The organism is Buttiauxella sp. JUb87 (genome assembly GCF_004361975.1).
Taxonomy (GTDB): Bacteria; Pseudomonadota; Gammaproteobacteria; order Enterobacterales; family Enterobacteriaceae; genus Buttiauxella; species Buttiauxella ferragutiae.
In genome coordinates this window covers 24,063-44,799 of the sequence record NZ_SNVY01000007.1, presented here as the reverse complement: position 1 = coordinate 44,799, position 20,737 = coordinate 24,063, and the positions used below count along the sequence as shown (strand labels likewise).

At 51.9% G+C, this 20,737-nt stretch carries 19 protein-coding genes; 15 read left to right on the top strand and 4 right to left on the bottom strand.

Annotated features, from left to right (window positions below; genetic code table 11):
- Positions 1–263: 263 nt before the first annotated feature.
- Entirely contained in the window at positions 264–1,595 is a 1,332-nt protein-coding gene (locus EC843_RS19225; RefSeq protein ID WP_133522935.1) for a PLP-dependent aminotransferase family protein, read from the bottom strand.
- 132 nt (positions 1,596–1,727) lie between these two features.
- Between EC843_RS19225 and EC843_RS19220 the strand changes: the two genes are divergently transcribed.
- The 15 genes from EC843_RS19220 to leuA all read left to right on the top strand — a co-directional run bounded on the left by EC843_RS19220 (position 1,728) and on the right by leuA (position 17,600).
- On the top strand, positions 1,728–2,159 hold the full coding sequence (locus EC843_RS19220; protein ID WP_064544002.1) for a carboxymuconolactone decarboxylase family protein: 432 nt from the start codon (positions 1,728–1,730) through the stop codon (positions 2,157–2,159).
- Between the two features lie 158 nt (positions 2,160–2,317).
- Entirely contained in the window at positions 2,318–2,554 is a 237-nt protein-coding gene (nrdH, locus tag EC843_RS19215; RefSeq protein WP_064544000.1) for a glutaredoxin-like protein NrdH, read from the top strand.
- A complete protein-coding gene (gene nrdI / locus EC843_RS19210; RefSeq protein WP_064543998.1) occupies positions 2,551–2,961 on the top strand; it encodes a class Ib ribonucleoside-diphosphate reductase assembly flavoprotein NrdI in 411 nt (136 codons plus the stop codon). The genes nrdH and nrdI overlap by 4 nt, the downstream gene beginning before the upstream one ends.
- Positions 2,934–5,081, top strand: a complete 2,148-nt coding sequence (gene nrdE / locus EC843_RS19205; RefSeq protein WP_133522889.1) for a class 1b ribonucleoside-diphosphate reductase subunit alpha — start codon at positions 2,934–2,936, stop codon at positions 5,079–5,081. Before nrdI ends, nrdE begins: the two co-directional genes overlap by 28 nt.
- 9 nt (positions 5,082–5,090) lie before the next feature.
- The gene (gene nrdF, locus EC843_RS19200) at positions 5,091–6,053 is read left to right on the top strand and encodes a class 1b ribonucleoside-diphosphate reductase subunit beta (RefSeq protein WP_121815028.1); all 963 of its coding nucleotides are present in this window, start codon (positions 5,091–5,093) and stop codon (positions 6,051–6,053) included.
- A 342-nt stretch (positions 6,054–6,395) separates the two neighbouring features.
- The gene (gene proV / locus EC843_RS19195; protein ID WP_064543991.1) at positions 6,396–7,595 is read left to right on the top strand and encodes a glycine betaine/L-proline ABC transporter ATP-binding protein ProV; all 1,200 of its coding nucleotides are present in this window, start codon (positions 6,396–6,398) and stop codon (positions 7,593–7,595) included.
- Positions 7,592–8,671 carry a glycine betaine/L-proline ABC transporter permease ProW gene (gene proW / locus EC843_RS19190; RefSeq protein ID WP_064543989.1) on the top strand — a complete coding sequence of 360 codons (1,080 nt, stop codon included), beginning with the start codon at positions 7,592–7,594 and terminating at the stop codon, positions 8,669–8,671. Before proV ends, proW begins: the two co-directional genes overlap by 4 nt.
- Positions 8,672–8,725: 54 nt before the next feature.
- Positions 8,726–9,718 (top strand): glycine betaine/L-proline ABC transporter substrate-binding protein ProX, encoded by a 993-nt coding sequence (proX, locus tag EC843_RS19185; RefSeq protein WP_064543987.1) that lies wholly within the window; start codon positions 8,726–8,728, stop codon positions 9,716–9,718.
- A gap of 213 nt (positions 9,719–9,931) precedes the next feature.
- Positions 9,932–11,107, top strand: a complete 1,176-nt coding sequence (locus EC843_RS19180; protein WP_064543984.1) for an MFS transporter — start codon at positions 9,932–9,934, stop codon at positions 11,105–11,107.
- A 124-nt stretch (positions 11,108–11,231) separates the two neighbouring features.
- Complete coding sequence (locus EC843_RS19175; protein WP_064543982.1) at positions 11,232–11,972, top strand: AzlC family ABC transporter permease; 741 nt, start codon at positions 11,232–11,234, stop codon at positions 11,970–11,972.
- Positions 11,969–12,310 (top strand): L-valine transporter subunit YgaH, encoded by a 342-nt coding sequence (ygaH, locus tag EC843_RS19170; RefSeq protein WP_064543980.1) that lies wholly within the window; start codon positions 11,969–11,971, stop codon positions 12,308–12,310. Before EC843_RS19175 ends, ygaH begins: the two co-directional genes overlap by 4 nt.
- Before the next feature lie 84 nt (positions 12,311–12,394).
- A complete protein-coding gene (gene mprA / locus EC843_RS19165; protein ID WP_064543978.1) occupies positions 12,395–12,925 on the top strand; it encodes a transcriptional repressor MprA in 531 nt (176 codons plus the stop codon).
- A 134-nt stretch (positions 12,926–13,059) separates the two neighbouring features.
- Entirely contained in the window at positions 13,060–14,232 is a 1,173-nt protein-coding gene (emrA, locus tag EC843_RS19160; RefSeq protein WP_064543976.1) for a multidrug efflux MFS transporter periplasmic adaptor subunit EmrA, read from the top strand.
- Positions 14,233–14,247: 15 nt separating this feature from the next.
- Positions 14,248–15,786 carry a multidrug efflux MFS transporter permease subunit EmrB gene (emrB, locus tag EC843_RS19155; RefSeq protein ID WP_064543974.1) on the top strand — a complete coding sequence of 513 codons (1,539 nt, stop codon included), beginning with the start codon at positions 14,248–14,250 and terminating at the stop codon, positions 15,784–15,786.
- Positions 15,787–15,929: 143 nt separating this feature from the next.
- Entirely contained in the window at positions 15,930–17,600 is a 1,671-nt protein-coding gene (leuA, locus tag EC843_RS19150; protein ID WP_133522888.1) for a 2-isopropylmalate synthase, read from the top strand.
- On the opposite strand, the gene EC843_RS19145 is transcribed toward leuA, so the two are convergent.
- The 3 genes from EC843_RS19145 to gshA all read right to left on the bottom strand — a co-directional run bounded on the left by EC843_RS19145 (position 17,597) and on the right by gshA (position 20,666).
- Entirely contained in the window at positions 17,597–18,352 is a 756-nt protein-coding gene (locus EC843_RS19145) for a helix-turn-helix transcriptional regulator (protein ID WP_133522887.1), read from the bottom strand. The two genes, leuA and EC843_RS19145, sit on opposite strands and share 4 nt — an antisense overlap.
- Before the next feature lie 87 nt (positions 18,353–18,439).
- The gene (gene luxS / locus EC843_RS19140; protein ID WP_064543968.1) at positions 18,440–18,955 is read right to left on the bottom strand and encodes an S-ribosylhomocysteine lyase; all 516 of its coding nucleotides are present in this window, start codon (positions 18,953–18,955) and stop codon (positions 18,440–18,442) included.
- A gap of 154 nt (positions 18,956–19,109) precedes the next feature.
- Positions 19,110–20,666 (bottom strand): glutamate--cysteine ligase, encoded by a 1,557-nt coding sequence (gshA, locus tag EC843_RS19135; protein ID WP_064543966.1) that lies wholly within the window; start codon positions 20,664–20,666, stop codon positions 19,110–19,112.
- Positions 20,667–20,737: the final 71 nt, after the last annotated feature.

Sequence of the window (20,737 nt, the reverse complement as noted above, 5' to 3'; positions counted from 1 at the left end):
AAGCGTTAGCGTCATCCACCATTTACGCCAGTTGTATCGGATGACGCTGCGCTTATCCGACCTATGGTTCGATTTTGACTTTGTAGGGTGGATAAGCGTTAGCGTCATCCACCATTTACGCCAGTTGTATCGGATGACGCTGCTCTTATCCGACCTATGGTTCGATTTTGACTTTGTAGGGTGGATAAGCGTTAGCGTCATCCACCATTTACGCCAGTTGTATCGGATGACGCTGCGCTTATCCGACCTGGGAAGAGGTGCAGTCAGAAAATCGCGTCACGAAGTTGTTGCGCCACTTTGAGTGCCATCGCCATTGATGTGAGATTGGTAAAACTCATCAGAATTCCCCCTTCCCCTTTTGACACCATCCGCCAGTCACTTAATGCCTGCACCGCCAGCCCGGCTTCGCGAGCTTTCGCCACAAGCGCACGATCATCGCCGCCGACACGCATCACCAGTTGAATGCCTCCGGCCTGTGGAACCACATCAAAACCTTGCTGTTGCAGTGCCTGTTCCAGCCATACTCGCCGTTCGCTGTAGCACAGACGCATTTTTTTCAGATGACGCCAGAAATGGCCTTCGCGGAGAAAATCGGCAATGGTTTGCTGAATCAACAACGGCGCGGTGCAGGGTAAGTAATGAGTATGTTGTGAAAACGCCTCGACTTGCTGTTGCGGCACCACCAGCCAGGCGACGCGCAGCGCGGGAAATAGCGATTTGCTGAACGTCCCCGCGTAGATCACCCGTTGTGGGCCATCGAGGCTTTTTATCGGTGGCAGTGGTTTGCCATGGTAGCGGAATTCGCTGTCGTAATCGTCTTCAATCACCCAGCTTTGATTCGCTGCTGCCCAGTCCAGCAACTGATGGCGGCGTGCCAGTGACAACGCCACGCCAAGTGGGCTTTGGTGAGCGGGAGTAACCAGCGCAAAACGAGCGTCAGGGAAATGAGCTAACCCGTAATCAATCTGCATCCCTTCGTTATCGACCGGGACGGGATGTAGCGCCATTCCTGCTTCAGCAAAAACCGGGCGCACATAGCGATAACCGGGGTCTTCCAGCCATATTCCGTCGCCAGGTTTTGCCAGGGTATGCACCACCAGACGCATGGCGGCCTGAAATCCGGCGGTGATAAATACCTGCTCCGGCTGGCAGTCAATACTGCGCGAAAATCGCAAGTAATCGGCAATGGCCTGGCGCAGTGTCGATTCGCCGTTAGCCTCTGGCAGCATCAGGTCATAGCGGGTTTGCAGGCGCAGACGCCGCCCCATCATCCGCGCCCAGAGTGCGCGCGGGAATCCATCAAGGGCTGGTAACCCCATCTGAAACGGACGTGGCGCACCTTGCGGCTGGCTCGAGGTATTGGCAACGTTATTTGCCCCCGAAGTGGCTGAAGGGCTGACGAAGGTTCCCGCCTGGCCGCGCCTTTCCAGCCAACCTTGTGCCACCAGTTCGCCATAGGCGTTTTCCACTGTCGCCCGCGCCACGCCAAGTTCAAGTGCCATAGTACGGCTCGACGGCAAACGGCTTCCGGCCACCAGCTCACCATCACTGATTGCCTGTTTGAGTTGCCTGGCAATTTGTTGATAACGCGGGATGGCGTGGTGAGCGCTGACCACTAGTTGATTCGATTTTGCCATTATGGCCTGCTTTATTAGTTAATTTATGGCTCTCTTTAGTAGTCCATCATAGTGCTAAATTGCTTTCACACCAACATGAGGAACAACACCATGACAGAATTACGCCAACCCTATTTTGACCTTTCCCCTGCTGTGTTTAAGCCGATGCTGCAAGCGCTGAAAGGTCTGGAGTCCAGCTCGCTGGGTTCAACACTGATTGAGCTGGTTTTCCTGCGTGTCTCGCAGATTAACGGTTGCGCTTATTGCCTGGAGATGCACTCAAAAGCCCTGCGCAAAGATGGCGTTGACCAGACCAAACTGGATGCGCTGGCGGGCTGGAAAGTGAGCCATCACTTCAGCGACAAAGAGCGTGCGGCGCTGGCCTGGGCTGAAGCGGTGACCATGATTACCGAAGGTGGTGCGGAAGATGCGGTGTACCAGCCGCTGCTGCAATTCTTTACTGCACATGAGATTAGCGATCTGACTTTTGCCGCGAGCCTGATGAATGCGTTTAACCGCCTGGCGATCGGTATGCGTATGTAGTTTTTGAGTTTTCCCCTCACCCCGGCCCTCTCCCAAAGGAGAGGGTGAAAACCACGCCACTCCCTCCCTCTTATCGAAAATACTATATCTTGTATGGTTGATAATTTTCTCACCCACATCTAGTATTCATACTCTCAATACCAGAGAGAATAAGAATCATGCGCATTACCATATACACCCGAAATGACTGTGTCCAATGCCACGCCACCAAACGTGCTATCGAAAGCCGCGGGTTCACTTTTGAGCTGATTAACCTCGATTTAAACCCAGAAGCGGCGGACGATTTACGCACGCTGGGTTATCGCCAGTTGCCAGTTGTTATCACCGAACAGGAAAGCTGGAGCGGGTTTAGGCCGGATATGATCAACCGCCTGCGCAGCCAGGCCCACGCATGAGCAACCTCGTCTACTTCTCCAGCACCTCGGAAAATACCCTGCGTTTTGTCGAACGCCTCGGGCTACCCGCCGTGCGCATTCCGCTGGATTTCAAGCAGCGGCTGGAAGTGACGGAACCGTACATTTTGATCGTGCCGAGCTATGGCGGCGGCGGGATTGCCGGAGCCGTTCCCGCTCAGGTGATTCGTTTTTTAAACAACCCGATGAATCGGTCGTTGTTGCGCGGTGTGATTGCCAGCGGCAACCGCAACTTCGGCGAAGGATTTTGCCGGGCAGGTGACGTGATCGCCCAAAAATGCCAGGTGCCGTATCTCTATCGTTTTGAGCTACTGGGCACCGGGCAAGACATTGAAAACGTGCGTAAGGGAGTCAAAGAATTTTGGCAACGACAGAAGCTATCAGCGTAATGGCAGCGGAAAGCGCGGATTATCACGCGCTCAATGCCATGTTGAATCTTTATGATTCCGAAGGGCGCATCCAGTTTGAGAAAGATAAACTGGCGGTCGAGCAATTCCATCAGCAGCATGTGCTGCCCCGCTCGCGCCAGTTTTCTGGCCAGCAAGCACGTCTGGAATGGCTGGTGGCGCAAGGTTATTACGACAACGCGGTGCTGCAACGTTATCAGCGCCGTTTTGTGGTGGAATTGTTTGAGAAAGCGCATCGCAGCGGTTTCCAGTTCCAGACCTTTTTGGGTGCCTGGAAGTATTACACCAGCTACACGCTGAAATCTTATGACGGCAAAGAGTATCTGGAACATTTCCCGGACCGCGTGTGTATGGTGGCGCTGACGCTGGCGCAAGGTGATGAAAAACTGGCAGTTCAGCTGATGGATGAAATGCTCAGTGGCCGCTTCCAGCCTGCAACACCGACGTTTTTGAACTGCGGGAAGATGCAGCGCGGCGAACTAGTTTCCTGCTTCCTGCTGCGTATCGAAGATAATATGGAGTCGATTGGCCGCGCGGTGAATTCGGCGTTGCAGCTTTCAAAACGCGGCGGCGGTGTGGCATTTCTGCTGTCGAATTTACGCGAAGTCGGCGCGCCGATTAAACACATTGAAAACCAGTCGTCCGGGGTGATCCCGGTAATGAAGATGCTGGAAGATGCGTTTTCTTATGCCAACCAACTCGGTGCGCGCCAGGGCGCGGGCGCGGTTTATCTGCACGCCCATCATCCCGATATTTTGCGTTTCCTCGATACCAAACGCGAAAATGCTGATGAAAAGATCCGCATCAAATCGCTCTCACTTGGCGTGGTGATCCCGGATGTCACCTTCCAGTTAGCGAAAGACAACCAGCCGATGGCGCTGTTTTCGCCTTACGATGTCGAGCGTATTTACGGCAAGCCGTTTGGCGATATTGCGGTCAGCGATTTGTACCTTGAAATGCTGGCAGACGAACGCATCCGCAAGACCTTTATTAACGCGCGCGATTTCTTCCAGACACTGGCCGAAATCCAGTTTGAGTCCGGTTATCCGTACATCATGTTTGAAGATACGGTCAACCGCGCCAACCCGATTGCCGGGCGCATTAATATGAGCAACCTGTGTTCAGAAATTTTGCAGGTCAATAGCGCGTCGACCTATGACGAAAACCTCGATTACCAGAATGTGGGCCACGATATTTCCTGCAATCTCGGATCACTGAATATCGCGCATGCGATGGATTCCGCAGATTTTGCTCAGACTATAGAAACCGCCATTCGTGGGCTGACGGCGGTTTCCGATATGAGCCACATTCGCTCGGTGCCGTCGATTGAAGCGGGCAACTCCGCCTCCCATGCGATTGGCCTCGGGCAGATGAATCTGCACGGTTATCTGGCACGCGAAAGCATTGCTTATGGCTCTGCGGAAGGGTTGGATTTCACTAACATCTATTTTTACACCGTGACCTGGCATGCCATTCGCGCCTCGAATTTGCTGGCACGGGAACGCAAACAACGTTTTGCAGGTTTTGAACAATCACGCTATGCGAGCGGTGAATATTTCCAGCAATATCTGCAAGAAAACTGGCAGCCGAAAACCCAAAAAGTTCGCGAGTTATTTGCCAACGCCGGTATCACCATCCCCACTCGCAGGCAGTGGCAGCAGTTGCGTGATGATGTGATGGAGTTCGGCCTGTATAACCAGAATTTGCAGGCCATTCCACCAACGGGTTCTATTTCGTATATCAACCACGCAACGTCGAGTATTCACCCGATTGTTTCGCGTATTGAGATCCGCAAAGAAGGCAAAACCGGGCGCGTTTATTATCCGGCCCCGTTTATGACCAATGAGAATCTCGAGTATTACCAGGATGCCTACGATATTGGCCCGGAAAAGATAATCGACACCTACGCGCAAGCCACACGCCACGTTGATCAAGGTTTGTCGCTGACGCTATTTTTCCGCGATACCGCCACCACCCGCGATATTAATAAAGCGCAGATTTATGCCTGGAAAAAAGGCATTAAAACGCTGTATTACATTCGCTTGCGTCAGATGGCACTGGAAGGCACCGAAGTCCAGGGCTGCGTGTCCTGCGCTTTATAAGGGGAGAAGATGACTCAGTTAAACCGCGTGCGCGCCATCAACTGGAATATTATCGAGGATGAGAAAGATCTCGAGGTATGGAACCGCCTGACCAGTAATTTTTGGCTGCCGGAAAAAGTCCCGCTGTCGAACGATATTCCGGCGTGGCAATCACTTAGCAACGATGAACAGCAGCTGACGATCCGCGTATTTACTGGGTTGACGTTGTTGGACACCATTCAGAATACCATTGGCGCACCCGTATTAATGGCTGACGCAATAACACCCCATGAAGAAGCGGTGTTGTCGAACGTGAGTTTTATGGAAGCGGTGCATGCTCGTTCTTATAGTTCGATTTTCTCGACACTTTGCCAGAGCAAAGATGTTGATGCCGCTTATGCGTGGAGTGAAGCCAATGAACCACTCCAGCGCAAAGCGCAAATTATCCTCGCGCATTATCATGCCGATGACCCGTTGAAGAAGAAAATCGCCAGCGTATTTTTGGAGTCGTTCTTATTTTATTCAGGCTTTTATTTGCCGATGTATTGGTCAAGCCGTGGCAAGTTGACCAACACCGCAGATCTGATTCGTCTGATCATTCGTGACGAGGCGGTGCATGGCTATTACATCGGTTATAAATTTCAGAAAAATCTTGTGCAGCAAAGCGCTGAACGACAGAGCGAATTGCAGAATTTCGCCTTCGAGTTGCTGATGGATCTTTACGATAATGAAGTGGCGTATACCGATGCGTTGTATGGCAATGTCGGCTGGCAGGAAGAGGTCAAAGCGTTCCTTTGCTATAACGCCAATAAAGCACTGATGAACCTCGGCTATAACGCGCTGTTCCCGCCTGAAATGGTCGCAGTGAACCCTGCGATTCTGGCAGCGCTTTCTCCCAACGCCGACGAAAACCATGACTTCTTCTCAGGCTCGGGTTCGTCGTATGTGATGGGGAAAGCGGTGGAGACTCAGGACGAAGATTGGGACTTCTAATTAAGAAAAATAGATTAATCTACAGCGGATAATCGAACACATAACCCACCAAATTTTGCGTTTATTTATGGCGGATAGAGTGATGCTTATCCGCCATGGATATTATTGTGAACCTCGTCTCATTCAGGCTAATTTCGCCTCCGGTTACAAAAAATATCATCTTTTTCATATTTGCCCTCAGCCCTTTACTCATGGGAAATGCCGACCACATGCGCCGTGCGGATATTGGATATATCGGAAATGGAGGGTTGTCTCAGATTCTAAGTATGTTAGGGTATATGCAGTGAATATTTCCATCAGGAATTGTGTATAAATATATAAATACAGGAATAACTTTATTGCATGGCAATTAAACTTGAAGTGAAGAATTTATATAAAGTATTTGGTGAGCATCCACAGCGCGCATTCAAATATATAGAAAAAGGTATTTCAAAAGCAGAATTACTGGAGAAAACAGGGCTGTCGCTTGGCGTAAAAGACGCCAGTCTGGCCATTGAAGAAGGCGAGATTTTTGTCATCATGGGGTTATCGGGTTCCGGTAAATCCACCATGGTTCGCCTTCTCAATCGCCTGATTGAACCAACCCGTGGACAGGTACTGATTGACGGCGTAGACATTGCCAAAATATCAGAAGCGGAACTCCGTGAAGTACGTAAAAATAAGATTTCCATGGTATTCCAGTCCTTTGCTTTGATGCCTCATATGACGGTGTTAAATAACGCTGGATTCGGCATGGAATTAGCCGGTATTGCGTTGAAAGAACGTCAGGAAAAAGCGCTTGATGCACTGCGTCAGGTTGGGCTGGAAAATTATGCCCACGCTTATCCCGATGAGCTTTCTGGCGGTATGCGTCAGCGTGTGGGTTTGGCTCGTGCTTTGGCGATTAATCCCGATATATTATTGATGGATGAAGCCTTCTCTGCCCTCGATCCTTTAATTCGTACTGAAATGCAGGACGAGTTAATTAAATTGCAGGCGAAACATCAGCGTACCATCGTATTTATTTCCCACGATCTGGATGAAGCGATGCGTATTGGCGACCGAATTGCCATTATGCAGGGTGGTGAAGTGGTGCAAGTCGGTACGCCGGATGAAATTCTCAATAATCCGGCGAATGATTATGTGCGCACCTTCTTCCGTGGCGTAGATATTAGCCAGGTATTTAGCGCTAAGGATATTGCCCGTCGTAGCCCGGCTGGCCTGTTGCGTAAAACTGCCGGTTTCGGCCCAAGATCCGCGCTGAAATTGCTGCAAGATGAAGACCGTGAATTTGGTTATGTCATTGAACGCGGGCAAAAATTCCTCGGTATTGTTTCCACTGATTCACTGAAAGCCGCGTTAGCTGCGGGCCAGGGTCTGGACAATGCTTACCTCGAATCTCCAGCGGCCGTTTCCGCAGAGACTTCACTGAGTGATCTACTCACCCATGTCGGCCAGGCACCGTGCGCGGTTCCGGTTGTTGGGGAAGAGAGTCAGTACGTGGGCATTATCTCGAAAGGGGTTCTGCTGCAGGCGTTAGATCGTGAGGGGGTAAGTCAATGAGTGCAGAAAATCCGTGGGATACCGGCAGTGCGGCTGCCGACGCAACAACCAATCAGGCCGCAGCGACCGCCGATGCGTGGGGAAGCCAGGCGGCCTCAACACCCGCAGCCAGTAGCAGTGCAGACTGGCTGAATTCAGCGCCTGCCCCGCAGCCTGAACATTTTAATATTTTAGATCCCTTTCATAAGACGCTGATCCCGCTCGATAGCTGGGTGACGCACGGCATCGATTGGGTGGTTACGCACTTCCGTCCGCTGTTCCAGGGCATTCGCGTGCCGGTGGATTATATACTGAGCGGCTTCCAGCATTTCTTGCTGGGGATGCCCGCCCCGGTTGCCATCGTTCTGTTTGCGCTGATTGCGTGGCAGATGTCGAGCCTCGGGATGGGGATCGCGACGCTGGTTTCACTGGTGGCGATTGGCGCGATTGGCGCGTGGTCACAAGCAATGGTGACGCTGGCGCTGGTTCTGACCGCCCTGCTGTTCTGCATGATTATTGGTTTACCGCTCGGTATTTGGCTTGCCAGAAGCGAACGGGCCGCGAAGATTATCCGTCCGTTATTAGATGCCATGCAGACTACACCAGCGTTTGTTTACCTGGTGCCAATTGTGATGCTGTTCGGTATCGGTAACGTGCCGGGTGTGGTGGTGACGATTATCTTTGCCCTGCCACCGATTGTGCGCCTGACGATTCTGGGAATTAAGCAGGTTCCGGAAGATTTGATTGAAGCCTCTCGTTCGTTTGGCGCAAGCCCACGTCAGATGCTGTTCAAAGTTCAGTTACCGCTGGCGATGCCAACCATTATGGCGGGCGTCAACCAGACGCTGATGCTGGCACTTTCGATGGTGGTTATCGCGTCAATGATTGCCGTCGGCGGTCTTGGTCAGATGGTGCTGCGCGGTATTGGTCGCCTTGATATGGGTCTGGCGACCGTTGGCGGCGTCGGCATTGTAATTCTGGCCATTATTCTCGACCGTTTAACTCAGTCCATTGGCCGCGATTCACGCAGCCGTGGCAACCGCCGCTGGTTTAACACCGGCCCAATTGGTCTTTTGACCCGTCCCTTCATCAAATAAACATGATGGCGGCATGCGTGCCGCCTCACGCCCCATCACCGATAAGGAAGCATGATGCGACACACAACTATTTTAGCCGCAACACTCGCCACTCTGATGACCACCAGCGCTTTTGCCGCTGATTTGCCGGGAAAAGGCATTACGGTTCAACCTGCGCAAAGCACTATCTCAGAAGAATCATTCCAGACTTTGCTGGTGAGCCGCGCCCTGGAAAAATTGGGCTATACGGTGAATAAACCGAGTGAAGTGGATTACAACGTGGCCTACACCTCCATGGCCGCAGGCGATACCACATTTATCGCCACTAACTGGAAGCCGTTGCACGACGATATGTACGACGCTGCTGGCGGCGATAAGAAATTTTATCGTGAAGGCACTTACGTTCAGGGTGCCGCTCAGGGTTATCTGATAGATAAGAAAACGGCCGAGCAATATAAGATAACCAATATCGAGCAGCTAAAAGATCCTAAGATTGCCAAACTGTTTGATACCAACGGCGACGGTAAAGCCGATTTAACTGGCTGCACACCTGGTTGGGGCTGCGAAGCGGTTATCAATCACCAGATTGGCGCTTTCGGCCTGACGAATACCGTGGAACATAACCAGGGTAACTATTCGGCGATGATTGCCGATACCATTACGCGTCACAAAGAAGGCAAGCCGGTTATCTACTACACCTGGACGCCATATTGGGTGAGTGATGTGATGGTTCCGGGCAAAGATGTGGTGTGGCTGCAAGTGCCGTTCTCTTCTATGCCAGGCAAACAGAAAGACGTGGATACCAAACTGCCGAATGGCGCGAACTATGGTTTCCCGGTAAATACCATGCACATTGTGGCGAACAAAGCCTGGGCTGAGAAAAACCCGCAGGCGGCGAAGCTGTTTAGTCTGATGAAGCTGCCACTGGCGGATATCAACGCCGAGAATGCAATGATGCACAACGGTAAAGCGTCAGAAGCGGATATTCAGGGTCACGTCGATGGCTGGATTAAAGCGCACCAGGCCGAGTTTGATGGCTGGGTGAATGAGGCTTTGGCGACGAAGTAAGTTTTTGCCCTCACCCTAACCCTCTCCCACGGGAGAGGGTATAGTCCGGCGCTCTCCCTCTCCTTCTCACACTGATGCCAGTTTTCCCCTTCTCCTGGGGGACAAGGTCGGGATGAGGGCGTCCCAATCAAAAACAAAGCGCACAATCCGACCCCTGCCTACCTTATTTTTAGCTATTATTCCCGCTCCATCATCACAAGCTGAAAAATAACAATGAAAACATCCACTCAAGGACTGAGCCCCGCTCTGATTGTCCTGATGTCTCTCGCCACGGGTTTGGCCGTTGCCAGTAACTATTATGCGCAACCCCTGCTCGACACTATCGCGACGGCATTTTCCCTTTCAATTAATCAGGCCGGGTTTATCGTTACCGCAGCGCAGCTAGGCTATGCCGTAGGGCTGCTGTTCCTGGTGCCGTTGGGCGATATGTTTGAACGCCGTGGGTTGATTGTGTTTATGACGCTGCTCGCCGCGGGTGGGATGGTGATTGTCGCCCTCAGCCAGACGCTGTGGATGATGATTCTTGGCACCGCACTCACCGGCTTGTTCTCGGTGGTCGCCCAGATTCTTGTGCCATTGGCAGCAACGCTTGCGGAGCCGGAAAAGCGCGGCAAAGTGGTCGGCACCATTATGAGCGGGCTGCTGCTGGGGATTTTGCTGGCACGTACTGTAGCCGGGTTACTGGCAGGCATTGGCGGCTGGCGCACCGTTTACTGGGTTGCAAGTGTATTAATGGTGGTGATGGCGCTGGCTTTGTGGCGTGGTTTACCAAAAGTGAAATCCGACACCCATCTGAATTATCCGCAATTGTTGTCGTCGGTATTCGGCTTGTTTATCAAAACTCCGCTGCTGCGGACCCGCGCTTTGCTCGGCTGCCTGACCTTTGCCAACTTCAGTATTCTCTGGACGTCGATGGCGTTTCTGCTGGCGTCACCGCCCTTTAATTTCTCGGAAAGCGTGATTGGTTTGTTTGGCCTCGCGGGTGCTGCGGGTGCTTTGGGTGCGCGTCCCGCTGGCGGGTTTGCGGACAAAGGCAAAGCCCATCTCACCACAACTATTGGGCTGGTGCTGTTGTTAGTGTCCTGGATTGCAACCGCGATGGGGCAGTATTCCGTTATCGCGTTGATCATCGGGATTCTGGTGCTGGATTTAACCGTTCAGGGCGTACATATCACTAACCAGACGGTTATCTACCGCATGATGCCGGATGCGCGAAATCGTCTGACCGCCGGTTATATGACCAGCTACTTTATTGGCGGGGCCGCAGGTTCGCTGATCTCCGCCAGTGCTTATCAACATGCCGGATGGAATGGCGTGTGCGTGGCCGGTGCGATTGTCGCCCTACTAAATTTAGTAGTGTGGTGGCGTGGTTATCACCGCCAACCGTGATGTCACTATTCCTTTACAACCGCCAGAAATAATTTGGGGTATTAAGGGTCGTACCAGTCTGTTAAGGTTATCCCCGTTTATTAATTCGAGTGACTTTAACGTAAGAAACTTATAAATATTTAATATGGATAGTCCTGCAACAGTTCCATTAGATAATAATCACAGCGATGCCACCTGGGTTGAAGGGCTGAAAGACAGTTTACCGATTGTCATCAGTTATATTCCAGTCGCGTTTGCGTTTGGGCTTAATGCCACGAAGCTGGGATTTACGCCACTCGAAAGCTTGTTTTTCTCCTGCATTATTTATGCCGGGGCCAGCCAGTTTGTGATAACTGCGTTACTGGCTGCGGGTAGTTCTCTGTGGGTCGCCGCCTTAACGGTGATGGCAATGGATGTGCGCCACGTGTTGTATGGCCCTTCCCTGCGTCAGCGCATCACCCGCCAGTTGAGTAAACCTAAAACCGCGATTTGGGCCTTCGGCCTGACCGACGAAGTTTTTGCCGCCGCCACCGCCAAACTGGTGCGTGATAACCGGCGCTGGAGCGAAAACTGGATGATCGGTATCGCCTTTAGTTCATGGTTTTCCTGGGTTTTAGGCACCGCGCTGGGAGCCTGGTCTGGTAATGGTTTGCTGGACCACCTGCCCGCTGTTGAAGCGGCTTTAGGCTTTATGTTGCCCGCCCTGTTCATGAGTTTCATGCTGGCGTCGTTCCAGCGTAAACAATCATGGACGGTTACCGCTTCGCTTGCTGGCGCATTGTTGGGCGTGACGCTGGTTTCTATTCCGGTGGCGATTCTTGCAGGGATTGTCTGTGGCTGTATGGCGGCATTAGTACAGGCGTTTTATCAAGGTGAACACGGATGAGTACACAAGTACTTTTGCTGGGTTTGCTGGTCGGTCTTGCCAACTATCTGTTTCGTTATTTGCCTCTGCGTATCCGGGCAAATACCACTCGTCCGGCCAAACGCGGCGCCACTGGCATACTGCTCGACAGTATCGGAATCGCATCGATTTGTGCGTTGCTGGTGGTTTCTAGTGTTCCGGAGATTATGCAGAACGCGCAACGTCTGGTCCCGACGCTTGTCGGTTTTATTATTCTCGGGCTGAGTTTTTATAAAACTCGCAGCATCATTGTCCCGACATTATTAAGTGCTCTGGGTTATGGATTAACCTGGAAACTCATGATGGTGATATCAGTCTGACCAATAAAAACGTATCAACAATACATTTACTTTATTTGTCACCATCGTTATTATATCGACCGAAACTAATGAGGTTATGCCAAAATGGATAGTTCGTTTACGCCCATTGAACAAATGCTAAAATTTCGCGCCAAACGCTATGAGGAATTCCCGTACCAGGAAGTCCTGCTGACGCGCCTTTGCATGCACATGCAGGGCAAGCTTTTGGAAAACCGCAATAAAATGCTGAAAGCTCAGGGGATTAACGAGACGCTGTTTATGGCGTTAATTACTCTTGAATCGCAGGAAAACCACAGCATCCAGCCTTCTGAATTGAGCTGTGCTTTGGGGTCTTCCCGTACTAACGCGACTCGTATTGCCGATGAACTGGAAAAGCGTGGCTGGATTGAACGCCGTGAAAGCGATAACGATCGCCGCTGCCTGCATCTGCATTTAACCGAAAAAGGTCAGGAGTTCCTGCGTCAGGTGTTACCACCGCAGCACCACTGCTTACATGAGCTGTGGTCCACGCTGAGTGGTTCGGAAAAAGAGCAGTTGGAACAGATCACCCGCAAACTGCTGACCCGCCTTGATGAAATGGACGAAAACCAGACTGTACTTGAAGCCGTGCGCTAAGTGCCGTCATCGCGTTAAATCGTAGTATCCCAAAAAAGATGAATACTGACAGGCCAGCAACTTACCTTGCTGGCCTGTTGGGTCTAACAGGTCGGCTCAGCCGATCACTATAATAAAAAAGTGTGGAGATAAGCATGAGCGCACATGCGGAGACTCAAACCTCGCAGCAGCCGGGTAACAAGAAAGGCAAACGTAAAGGTGCCTTACTTGTGTTGACCTTGCTGTTTGTCATTATTGCTGTGGCATATGGGATTTACTGGTTCTTAGTATTACGTCACTACGAAAACACGGATGATGCGTATGTGGCCGGTAATCAGGTGCAGATAATGTCCCAGGTTTCCGGAAGCGTAACTAAAGTTTGGGCAGATAATACCGACTTCGTTAAACAGGGCGATGTTCTGGTGACGCTGGACCAGGCTGACGCTGAGCAAGCCTTTGAACAAGCACAAACCGTGCTGGCTTCAAGCGTGCGCCAGACTCGTCAGTTAATGATTAACAGTAAGCAATATCAGGCCAATATTGAGCTGCAAAAGACTTCTCTGGCACAAGCTCAAAGCGACCTGAATCGCCGCGTGCCGCTGGGGAATGCAAACCTGATTGGCCGTGAAGAGTTGCAACACGCCCGAGATGCCGTCGCATCGGCTCAAGCGCAACTGGATGTTGCCATTCAACAATATAATGCCAATCAGGCCATGATCCTCGGAACCAAACTCGAAGAACAGCCAAGTGTTAAACAAGCGGCTGCGGAGTTACGTAACGCCTGGATGGCACTGCAACGGACTAAGATTGTCAGCCCAATGACCGGCTATGTTTCACGCCGTGTGGTGCAAGTTGGTGCACAGATTAGCCCGACCACACCGCTGATGGCTATCGTGCCAGCGAGTGGTTTGTGGGTTGATGCAAACTTCAAAGAAACGCAGCTTGCGCATATGCGTATTGGCCAACCGGCGACGGTCGTCAGTGATATTTACGGCGACAAAGTTGAGTACACCGGTAAAGTTGTTGGCCTGGATATGGGTACCGGCAGCGCGTTCTCTTTGCTGCCTGCGCAAAATGCCACGGGTAACTGGATCAAAGTCGTTCAGCGTTTGCCGGTTCGTATTGAACTGGATGCCAAACAGCTTGAACAACATCCGCTGCGTATCGGTTTGTCGACGCTGGTGACGGTGGATACCAGTAACCGCGATGGCAGTATGCTGGCAAACACCACTCGTCACTCTCCGGTGTATGAAAGCAATGCGCGCGAGCTGAATCTTGCGCCTGCCAACGAGCTTATCAATAACATCATCCAGGCCAATGCGGGTTAACAAAGCGGAGGTTGTATGGCACAACAAAAACCGCTAGAAGGGGCACCGCTGGTCATCATGACCATCGCCTTGTCATTGGCGACCTTTATGCAGGTGCTGGACTCGACCATCGCCAACGTGGCCATTCCGACCATTGCCGGTAACCTTGGCTCGTCACTGAGCCAGGGAACCTGGGTTATCACTTCATTTGGGGTGGCAAACGCCATCTCAATTCCTATCACCGGGTGGCTTGCTAAGCGCTTTGGTGAAGTGAAGTTGTTTATGTGGTCGACGATTCTCTTCGTGTTGGCTTCATGGGCTTGCGGCGTGTCCAAAAGTCTGGAGATGCTGATCTTCTTCCGCGTTATCCAGGGGATCGTTGCCGGGCCGTTGATTCCGCTGTCGCAAAGTCTGCTGCTCAATAACTACCCGCCTGCTAAGCGAAGTATCGCGCTGGCGCTGTGGTCGATGACGGTCATCGTGGCACCGATTTGTGGGCCAATCCTCGGTGGTTTTATCAGTGATAACTACCACTGGGGTTGGATCTTCTTTATCAACGTGCCTATCGGCGCGCTGGTCGTTCTGCTGACGATGCAAACCTTGCGTGGGCGTGAAACCAAAACCGAGCAGCGCCGTATTGATGCCATCGGCCTTGCGCTGTTGGTGGTGGGCATTGGTAGCCTGCAAATCATGCTCGACCGCGGTAAAGAGCTGGATTGGTTTAACTCAACGGAAGTGGTCGTTCTGACAATCGTCGCGGTGGTGACGATAAGTTTCTTGATTGTCTGGGAGCTAACGGACGACAACCCGATAGTCGACTTGTCGTTGTTTAAGTCGCGAAACTTCACCATTGGTTGCTTGTGTATCAGTCTCGCCTACATGCTCTACTTCGGCGCAATTGTGTTACTGCCGCAGCTATTGCAGGAGGTATATGGCTACACGGCAACCTGGGCGGGTCTGGCATCGGCACCGGTCGGGCTTCTTCCTGTATTGCTGTCGCCGATTATCGGGCGTTTTGCTCATAAGCTCGATATGCGGCGCCTGGTGACGTTCAGCTTTATTATGTACGCCGTCTGTTTCTACTGGCGTGCATATACCTTCGAGCCGGGAATGGATTTCGGCGCGTCGGCCTGGCCGCAGTTTATTCAGGGCTTTGCCGTGGCGTGCTTCTTTATGCCACTGACGACAATCACGCTTTCCGGGCTACCGCCTGAACGTATGGCCGCAGCGTCGAGTCTGTCGAACTTTACCCGAACCCTTGCCGGTTCGATTGGTACGTCGATAACCACGACGCTGTGGACTAACCGCGAAGCGCTACATCACGCGCAGTTAACGGAGTCCGTTTCACCGTTTAACCCGAATGCGCAGGAGATGTATTCAAAACTGGAAAATCTGGGGATGTCGCCGCAACAAGCCTCTGGCTATATTGCGCAGCAGATTACCAATCAGGGGCTGATTATCTCAGCCAATGAGATTTTCTGGGTTTCTGCAGGAATATTTATTCTGTTACTGGGTCTAATCTGGTTTGCCAGACCACCGTTTGGTGCCGGTGGTGGCGGCGGTGGAGCGCACTAAGTCAGAAACACAAAAGGGGCCAATTGGCCCCTTTTCTCTGTCTGTCGTCTGGCGGTTTTGCAGCACAGGTTGTCAGTTTTGCGCCAGTAAGCCCAGCCTAAAGTCGTCAGGATAAAGACTGACCCACGCCGAGGAAAACCGACATGCTGTACGACCCATCGCAAAAATACCAGCCCCATCCCCCGATTCACCTACCTGACCGCCAATGGCCAAACAAACAGCTCACGCATGCCCCACGCTGGCTTTCCACCGACCTGCGCGACGGTAATCAGGCGCTGGCTGACCCCATGGACGGCCTGCGCAAACTGCGCTTCTGGGAACTGTTGCTCCAATGCGGTTTTAAGGAAATTGAAGTGGCTTTTCCGTCAGCATCAGAAACGGACTTCCAGTTTGTTCGCCAGCTAATTGAAGAACGGCGGATACCGCACGACGTCACAATCCAGGTGCTGACCCAGGCACGTACCGATTTGATTGAACGCACTTTTGCCGCTCTTGAGGGTGCCAGTCGCGCGACACTGCATCTCTATAACGCCACTGCCCCACTTTTCCGCCGCCTGGTATTCCGTCAGAGCAAAGAGGAGATCATCCAATTGGCCGTCAGTGCAACGCGCCAGATTCGGGCATTGTGCGAGGCAAACCCGCAAACACAGTGGAGTTATGAATACTCCCCGGAAACCTTCTGCTTCACCGAATCTGATTTCGCGCTGCAAATCTGCGAGGCGGTGGCGGATGTTTGGGAGCCCTGCTGCGAAAGGCCGATGATTATCAACTTACCTGCAACCGTCGAAGTGAATACCCCGAACGTCTATGCCGACCAAATTGAGTACTTCTGTCGCCATTTCTCGCGGCGTAACGCGGTGTGTATCAGCGTTCATCCTCACAATGACCGGGGAAGCGGTGTGGCCAGTGCTGAACTGGCGATACTTGCGGGAGCTGACCGTGTAGAGGGCTGTTTGTTCGGCAACGGCGAACGCACCGGTAACGTCTGTCTGGTAACCATGGCTATGAATCTATACAGCCAGGGGGTCTCACCGCAGCTCGATTTCAGCGACATAAAGCATGTTGTCGAAGAGGTGGAGCAATGCAATCAGTTACCGGTGCACCCTCGCCATCCCTATGCCGGAAAGTTGGCATTTACAGCCTTTTCAGGCTCGCATCAGGATGCTATCAAAAAGGGTTTCACGGCCCGGCAGCAATCCTCTTCTCCGCTTTGGGAGATGCCGTATCTTCCTGTAGACCCGAACGATATTGGCTGTAGTTACGAGGCGGTGATCCGCGTTAACAGCCAGTCTGGTAAAAGCGGCGCGGCGTGGATACTGGAACAAAACCACGGGCTGGTATTACCACGTGGGTTGCAACAGGACTTCAGCCGCCACGTTCAGGAACAGACCGACCGGGACGGTAACGAAATGACTCTTAACGCCCTCTGGCAGTTGTTCCGCAAGTTGTACGGGCCGCATCAACTCGCTGATCGGCAACTACTGGAATACCGCAGTGAAAGTCAGACAGAAGGAGGTCTTTCACTGCAGGCGCGCGTCCAGACACCAGAAGGAATATTGACGTTGCAGGGCAAAGGTAACGGGCTACTTTCTGCCACCGCTGATGCTCTAAAATCGCAGTTCAAGGTCGCTTTTTCTATCGAGGACTACCATGAGCATACACTTGGAAGACATAGCGAGAGCCGATCAGCTGCCTATATACGCTGTACTTTTGCCAATGGTGAAAGTCGCTGGGGAGTCGGTATCGACAATGATGTTGCGCGGGCTTCGCTACAGGCTTTGCTTAACGCCTTGCCGATAAACTCCTCGAACTAGAAGTATTCACTTGGGGATACGCCCAGAGTCCGTCGGAACATGGCGCTGAATGCACTGTGGCTTTCATAGCCAAGATCCAGCGCCACCCGCAGAACCGATTGCCCTTGAGCCAGGCGATTTAGTGCTTCCATTAGCCGTGCGCGTCGTACCCATTCGCTGAACGCCATACCAGTTTGCTCGCGAAAATGGCGCAGTAAGGTTCGTTCACTCATGTTGAGCTGGGCGGCAGCCACTGTGGTGGTCCATGATTTACCTGGTTCAGCCTGAACCTGACGGCATAGCGCCTGAATCGTGGGTGCCTGCGGTTCCGGCAGATTAAAAGGCATCACTGTCATCACGCGGATTTCATCGAGGATCAGCTCGTAGATTCTCTCCTCCCTGCTCCCGGCTTCGTACCGTCCTGGTAGATCCAGCGAGCTTATGATCAACTCACGCAGTAAATTAGAAACCTGCACAACCTGACAGACCGAGGGTAAATCCGCTCGAGCAAAAGGATCGATAAACAACGTTCTGGCCGCGACTTGTCCTGTGACCTGAAGCCGATGACGTGTTCCCGCCGGGAGCCATACACCACGACTGGGCGGCACAACCCAATACCCTTGTTCCGTTTCTATCCGCACCACGCCACTTAAAGTATGCAGCAGTTGTGCGCAGTCATGGCTATGCCAGGGCTCCGTCGCGCCATGTGGATAATCATGAGCCAAGGGAACCAGCGGACGCGTCGCGAAGTTGAACTGGAGAGTGGTAGACATAGCGTTATTTATGAGCGAAAAGATAAAGGTAGCATAGCGCAGGAATATAAAAAGGAGCCGATGAGCTCCTTTTTATGAGGCTTCTGACTAGATGTGCAGCTCTTTAAGTTTCTCTTTTGGCAGAGCCAACTCTTCGTTGCTGTTCACGCTCACACCATGCTCAAGAATATGGCGCGCGATGTCCTGTGCTTCTTGCAACGAGTGCATGTGGTAAGTCCCACACTGATAAACGTTCAGCTCTGGGATCTGGTTTTGCTCTTTCACTTTCAGAACATCTTCCATTGCCGCTTTCCACGCGTCAGCAACTCGAGACTCTTCTGGCACACCAATCAGGCTCATGTAGAAACCTGTGCGGCAACCCATAGGTGAAATATCGATGATCTCTACGCCGTTCCCATTCAGGTGATCACGCATAAATCCTGCAAACAGGTGTTCAAGTGTATGAATCCCTTTTTCTGGCATCACTTCCTTGTTCGGGATGCAGAAACGCAGATCAAATACAGTGATTGTATCGCCATGAGGCGTGTGCATTGTTTTGGCCACACGCACTGCTGGCGCGCCCATGCGGGTATGGTCGACTGTGAAGCTATCCAACAACGGCATCTGATCACCTCCGATAGTGATTTAATTTAAAAATAAAATGAACCATTCTTTCCTGGACGACTCTGAGTATATGAAAGACGCGCATTTATTATCATCATCCCTGATTCAGAGATGTATATTTTGGCCACATTGATTGTGGCCTTTTTCTTTTGTACTACGCGTGTTTTGCGAGCCACACGTCGAACGGTTCGGTATCTTTAGCTTCAATTTCCCGCTGACGTTGCCACGAAGCGTCATGCTCCTTCTGCAATACATCTTCGGTCAAAATCTCTAGCGGCTCCTGGATCAGCATCTGACGATATTGCTCAGCCAATGCCAGCCCAGTTCCGCCAATGCCATTATCAATCATAGACCGCAGAATTCGTGCTGAGTACGTTAATTCAGGATTATCGAAACAGGCGACCAGTTGGTCACACACGTCCTGGTATTCCGTATTGCCAGCGATACCATCCAGCGTTTCCGCGACACGCCGTAAATCAGCAAACAGGTCTTTGCCCACTTTAGGCAACGGATGCTGTGCGGTTTCACAACCCATACCCAACGTCAGGCCTGGTTTGCGCCCTTCCAGAATCACGCGATTCCAGTTTTTACGGGTGCAAAGCAATTCATCACTGCTCATTTCAGGCGCGTCAGCCAGCACACACCAAATCATAAACAGGTCGAGGAAGCGAACTTGCTGCTCATCAACCCCGATCGGAGAGAACGGGTTAATATCCAGTGAACGCACTTCGATATATTCAATCCCACCGCGCATCAGAGCGTCAGAAGGCGACTCACCCTCCGCTGTGACACGTTTAGGGCGAATCGGTGCGTAGAGTTCATTTTCGATTTGCAGCACGTTGGTGTTGATTTGAAGGCGTTTACCGTCCTTCTCAACTCCCATCTTCGCGTACTCTTCCGAAGGCGTTTTAATGGCACGTTTTAATCCGGCGACGTAAGTTTCCAGATCGTTAAACGTAATGCCAAGATTGCTCTGAGATTTGTTGGTGTAACCGAGGTCGCTCAAACGCAGTGACGTCGCGTATGGCAGGTAATTCATGCCACACTCGGTTTTTTCAAATGGCAGCGAGCTTTCTTTCCCTTGCAGGAAAGACGAGCAAATCGCCGGCGATGCACCGAATAAATACGGGATCACCCAACCGAAACGGTAGTAGTTGCGAATCAGGCGGAAGTATCCGGCGGAAATCGCTTCTTTGCCGCTCTGGGCATCTTCTACGCCCAACCGCGCCTGCCAAAATTCAAACGGCAACGAAAAGTTGTAGTGAACGCCGGAGATAGTCTGCATCAACGCACCGTAACGGTTTTTCAATCCTTCACGGTAGAGCGTTTTAAAACGCCCGTTGTTGGATGAACCATACTGCGCCAGTTCGATATTCTGACCGTCGTCGATATAGCACGGCATGCTCAGAGGCCACATGCGTTCCTCACCCAAATGACGGGCGACATGGCGATGAATATCACGCATGAAGGTCAGCATATGGTCGATGTCACCATCAACCGGAGTGATAAACTCCAGCAGCGCTTCCGCGAAATCGGTGGTGATCCATTTATGGGTAAACGCTGAACCTAGACTTTCCGGGTGGCCGGTTGTTGCCAACTGACCATCTGGCGTGACGCGCAGCGTTTCACGCTCAAGACCACGACGAAGACCTTTTACTGCCTGAGGATGCTGTTCCAGCCAGGCCAGCGCCTGTGATACGTTCGGGATCAAATTGACCTCCCGCCTGTAGAATTCATTTTTATTAAGCATAATTGTTTTAAATGGTGATGATAATTATCAGA

Bases quoted from the DNA above. Each gene is read 5' to 3' on its own strand.
- EC843_RS19180 (WP_064543984.1), top strand. From the start codon at position 9,932: ATGAAAACATCCACTCAAGGACTGAGCCCCGCTCTGATTGTCCTGATG.
- nrdH (WP_064544000.1), top strand. From the start codon at position 2,318: ATGCGCATTACCATATACACCCGAAATGACTGTGTCCAATGCCACGCC.
- emrA (WP_064543976.1), top strand. From the start codon at position 13,060: ATGAGCGCACATGCGGAGACTCAAACCTCGCAGCAGCCGGGTAACAAG.
- nrdF (WP_121815028.1), top strand. From the start codon at position 5,091: ATGACTCAGTTAAACCGCGTGCGCGCCATCAACTGGAATATTATCGAG.
- mprA (WP_064543978.1), top strand. From the start codon at position 12,395: ATGGATAGTTCGTTTACGCCCATTGAACAAATGCTAAAATTTCGCGCC.
- proV (WP_064543991.1), top strand. From the start codon at position 6,396: ATGGCAATTAAACTTGAAGTGAAGAATTTATATAAAGTATTTGGTGAG.
- proW (WP_064543989.1), top strand. From the start codon at position 7,592: ATGAGTGCAGAAAATCCGTGGGATACCGGCAGTGCGGCTGCCGACGCA.
- nrdI (WP_064543998.1), top strand. From the start codon at position 2,551: ATGAGCAACCTCGTCTACTTCTCCAGCACCTCGGAAAATACCCTGCGT.
- EC843_RS19145 (WP_133522887.1), bottom strand. From the start codon at position 18,352: ATGTCTACCACTCTCCAGTTCAACTTCGCGACGCGTCCGCTGGTTCCC.
- ygaH (WP_064543980.1), top strand. From the start codon at position 11,969: ATGAGTACACAAGTACTTTTGCTGGGTTTGCTGGTCGGTCTTGCCAAC.
- emrB (WP_064543974.1), top strand. From the start codon at position 14,248: ATGGCACAACAAAAACCGCTAGAAGGGGCACCGCTGGTCATCATGACC.
- EC843_RS19220 (WP_064544002.1), top strand. From the start codon at position 1,728: ATGACAGAATTACGCCAACCCTATTTTGACCTTTCCCCTGCTGTGTTT.
- EC843_RS19175 (WP_064543982.1), top strand. From the start codon at position 11,232: ATGGATAGTCCTGCAACAGTTCCATTAGATAATAATCACAGCGATGCC.
- leuA (WP_133522888.1), top strand. From the start codon at position 15,930: ATGCTGTACGACCCATCGCAAAAATACCAGCCCCATCCCCCGATTCAC.
- proX (WP_064543987.1), top strand. From the start codon at position 8,726: ATGCGACACACAACTATTTTAGCCGCAACACTCGCCACTCTGATGACC.
- luxS (WP_064543968.1), bottom strand. From the start codon at position 18,955: ATGCCGTTGTTGGATAGCTTCACAGTCGACCATACCCGCATGGGCGCG.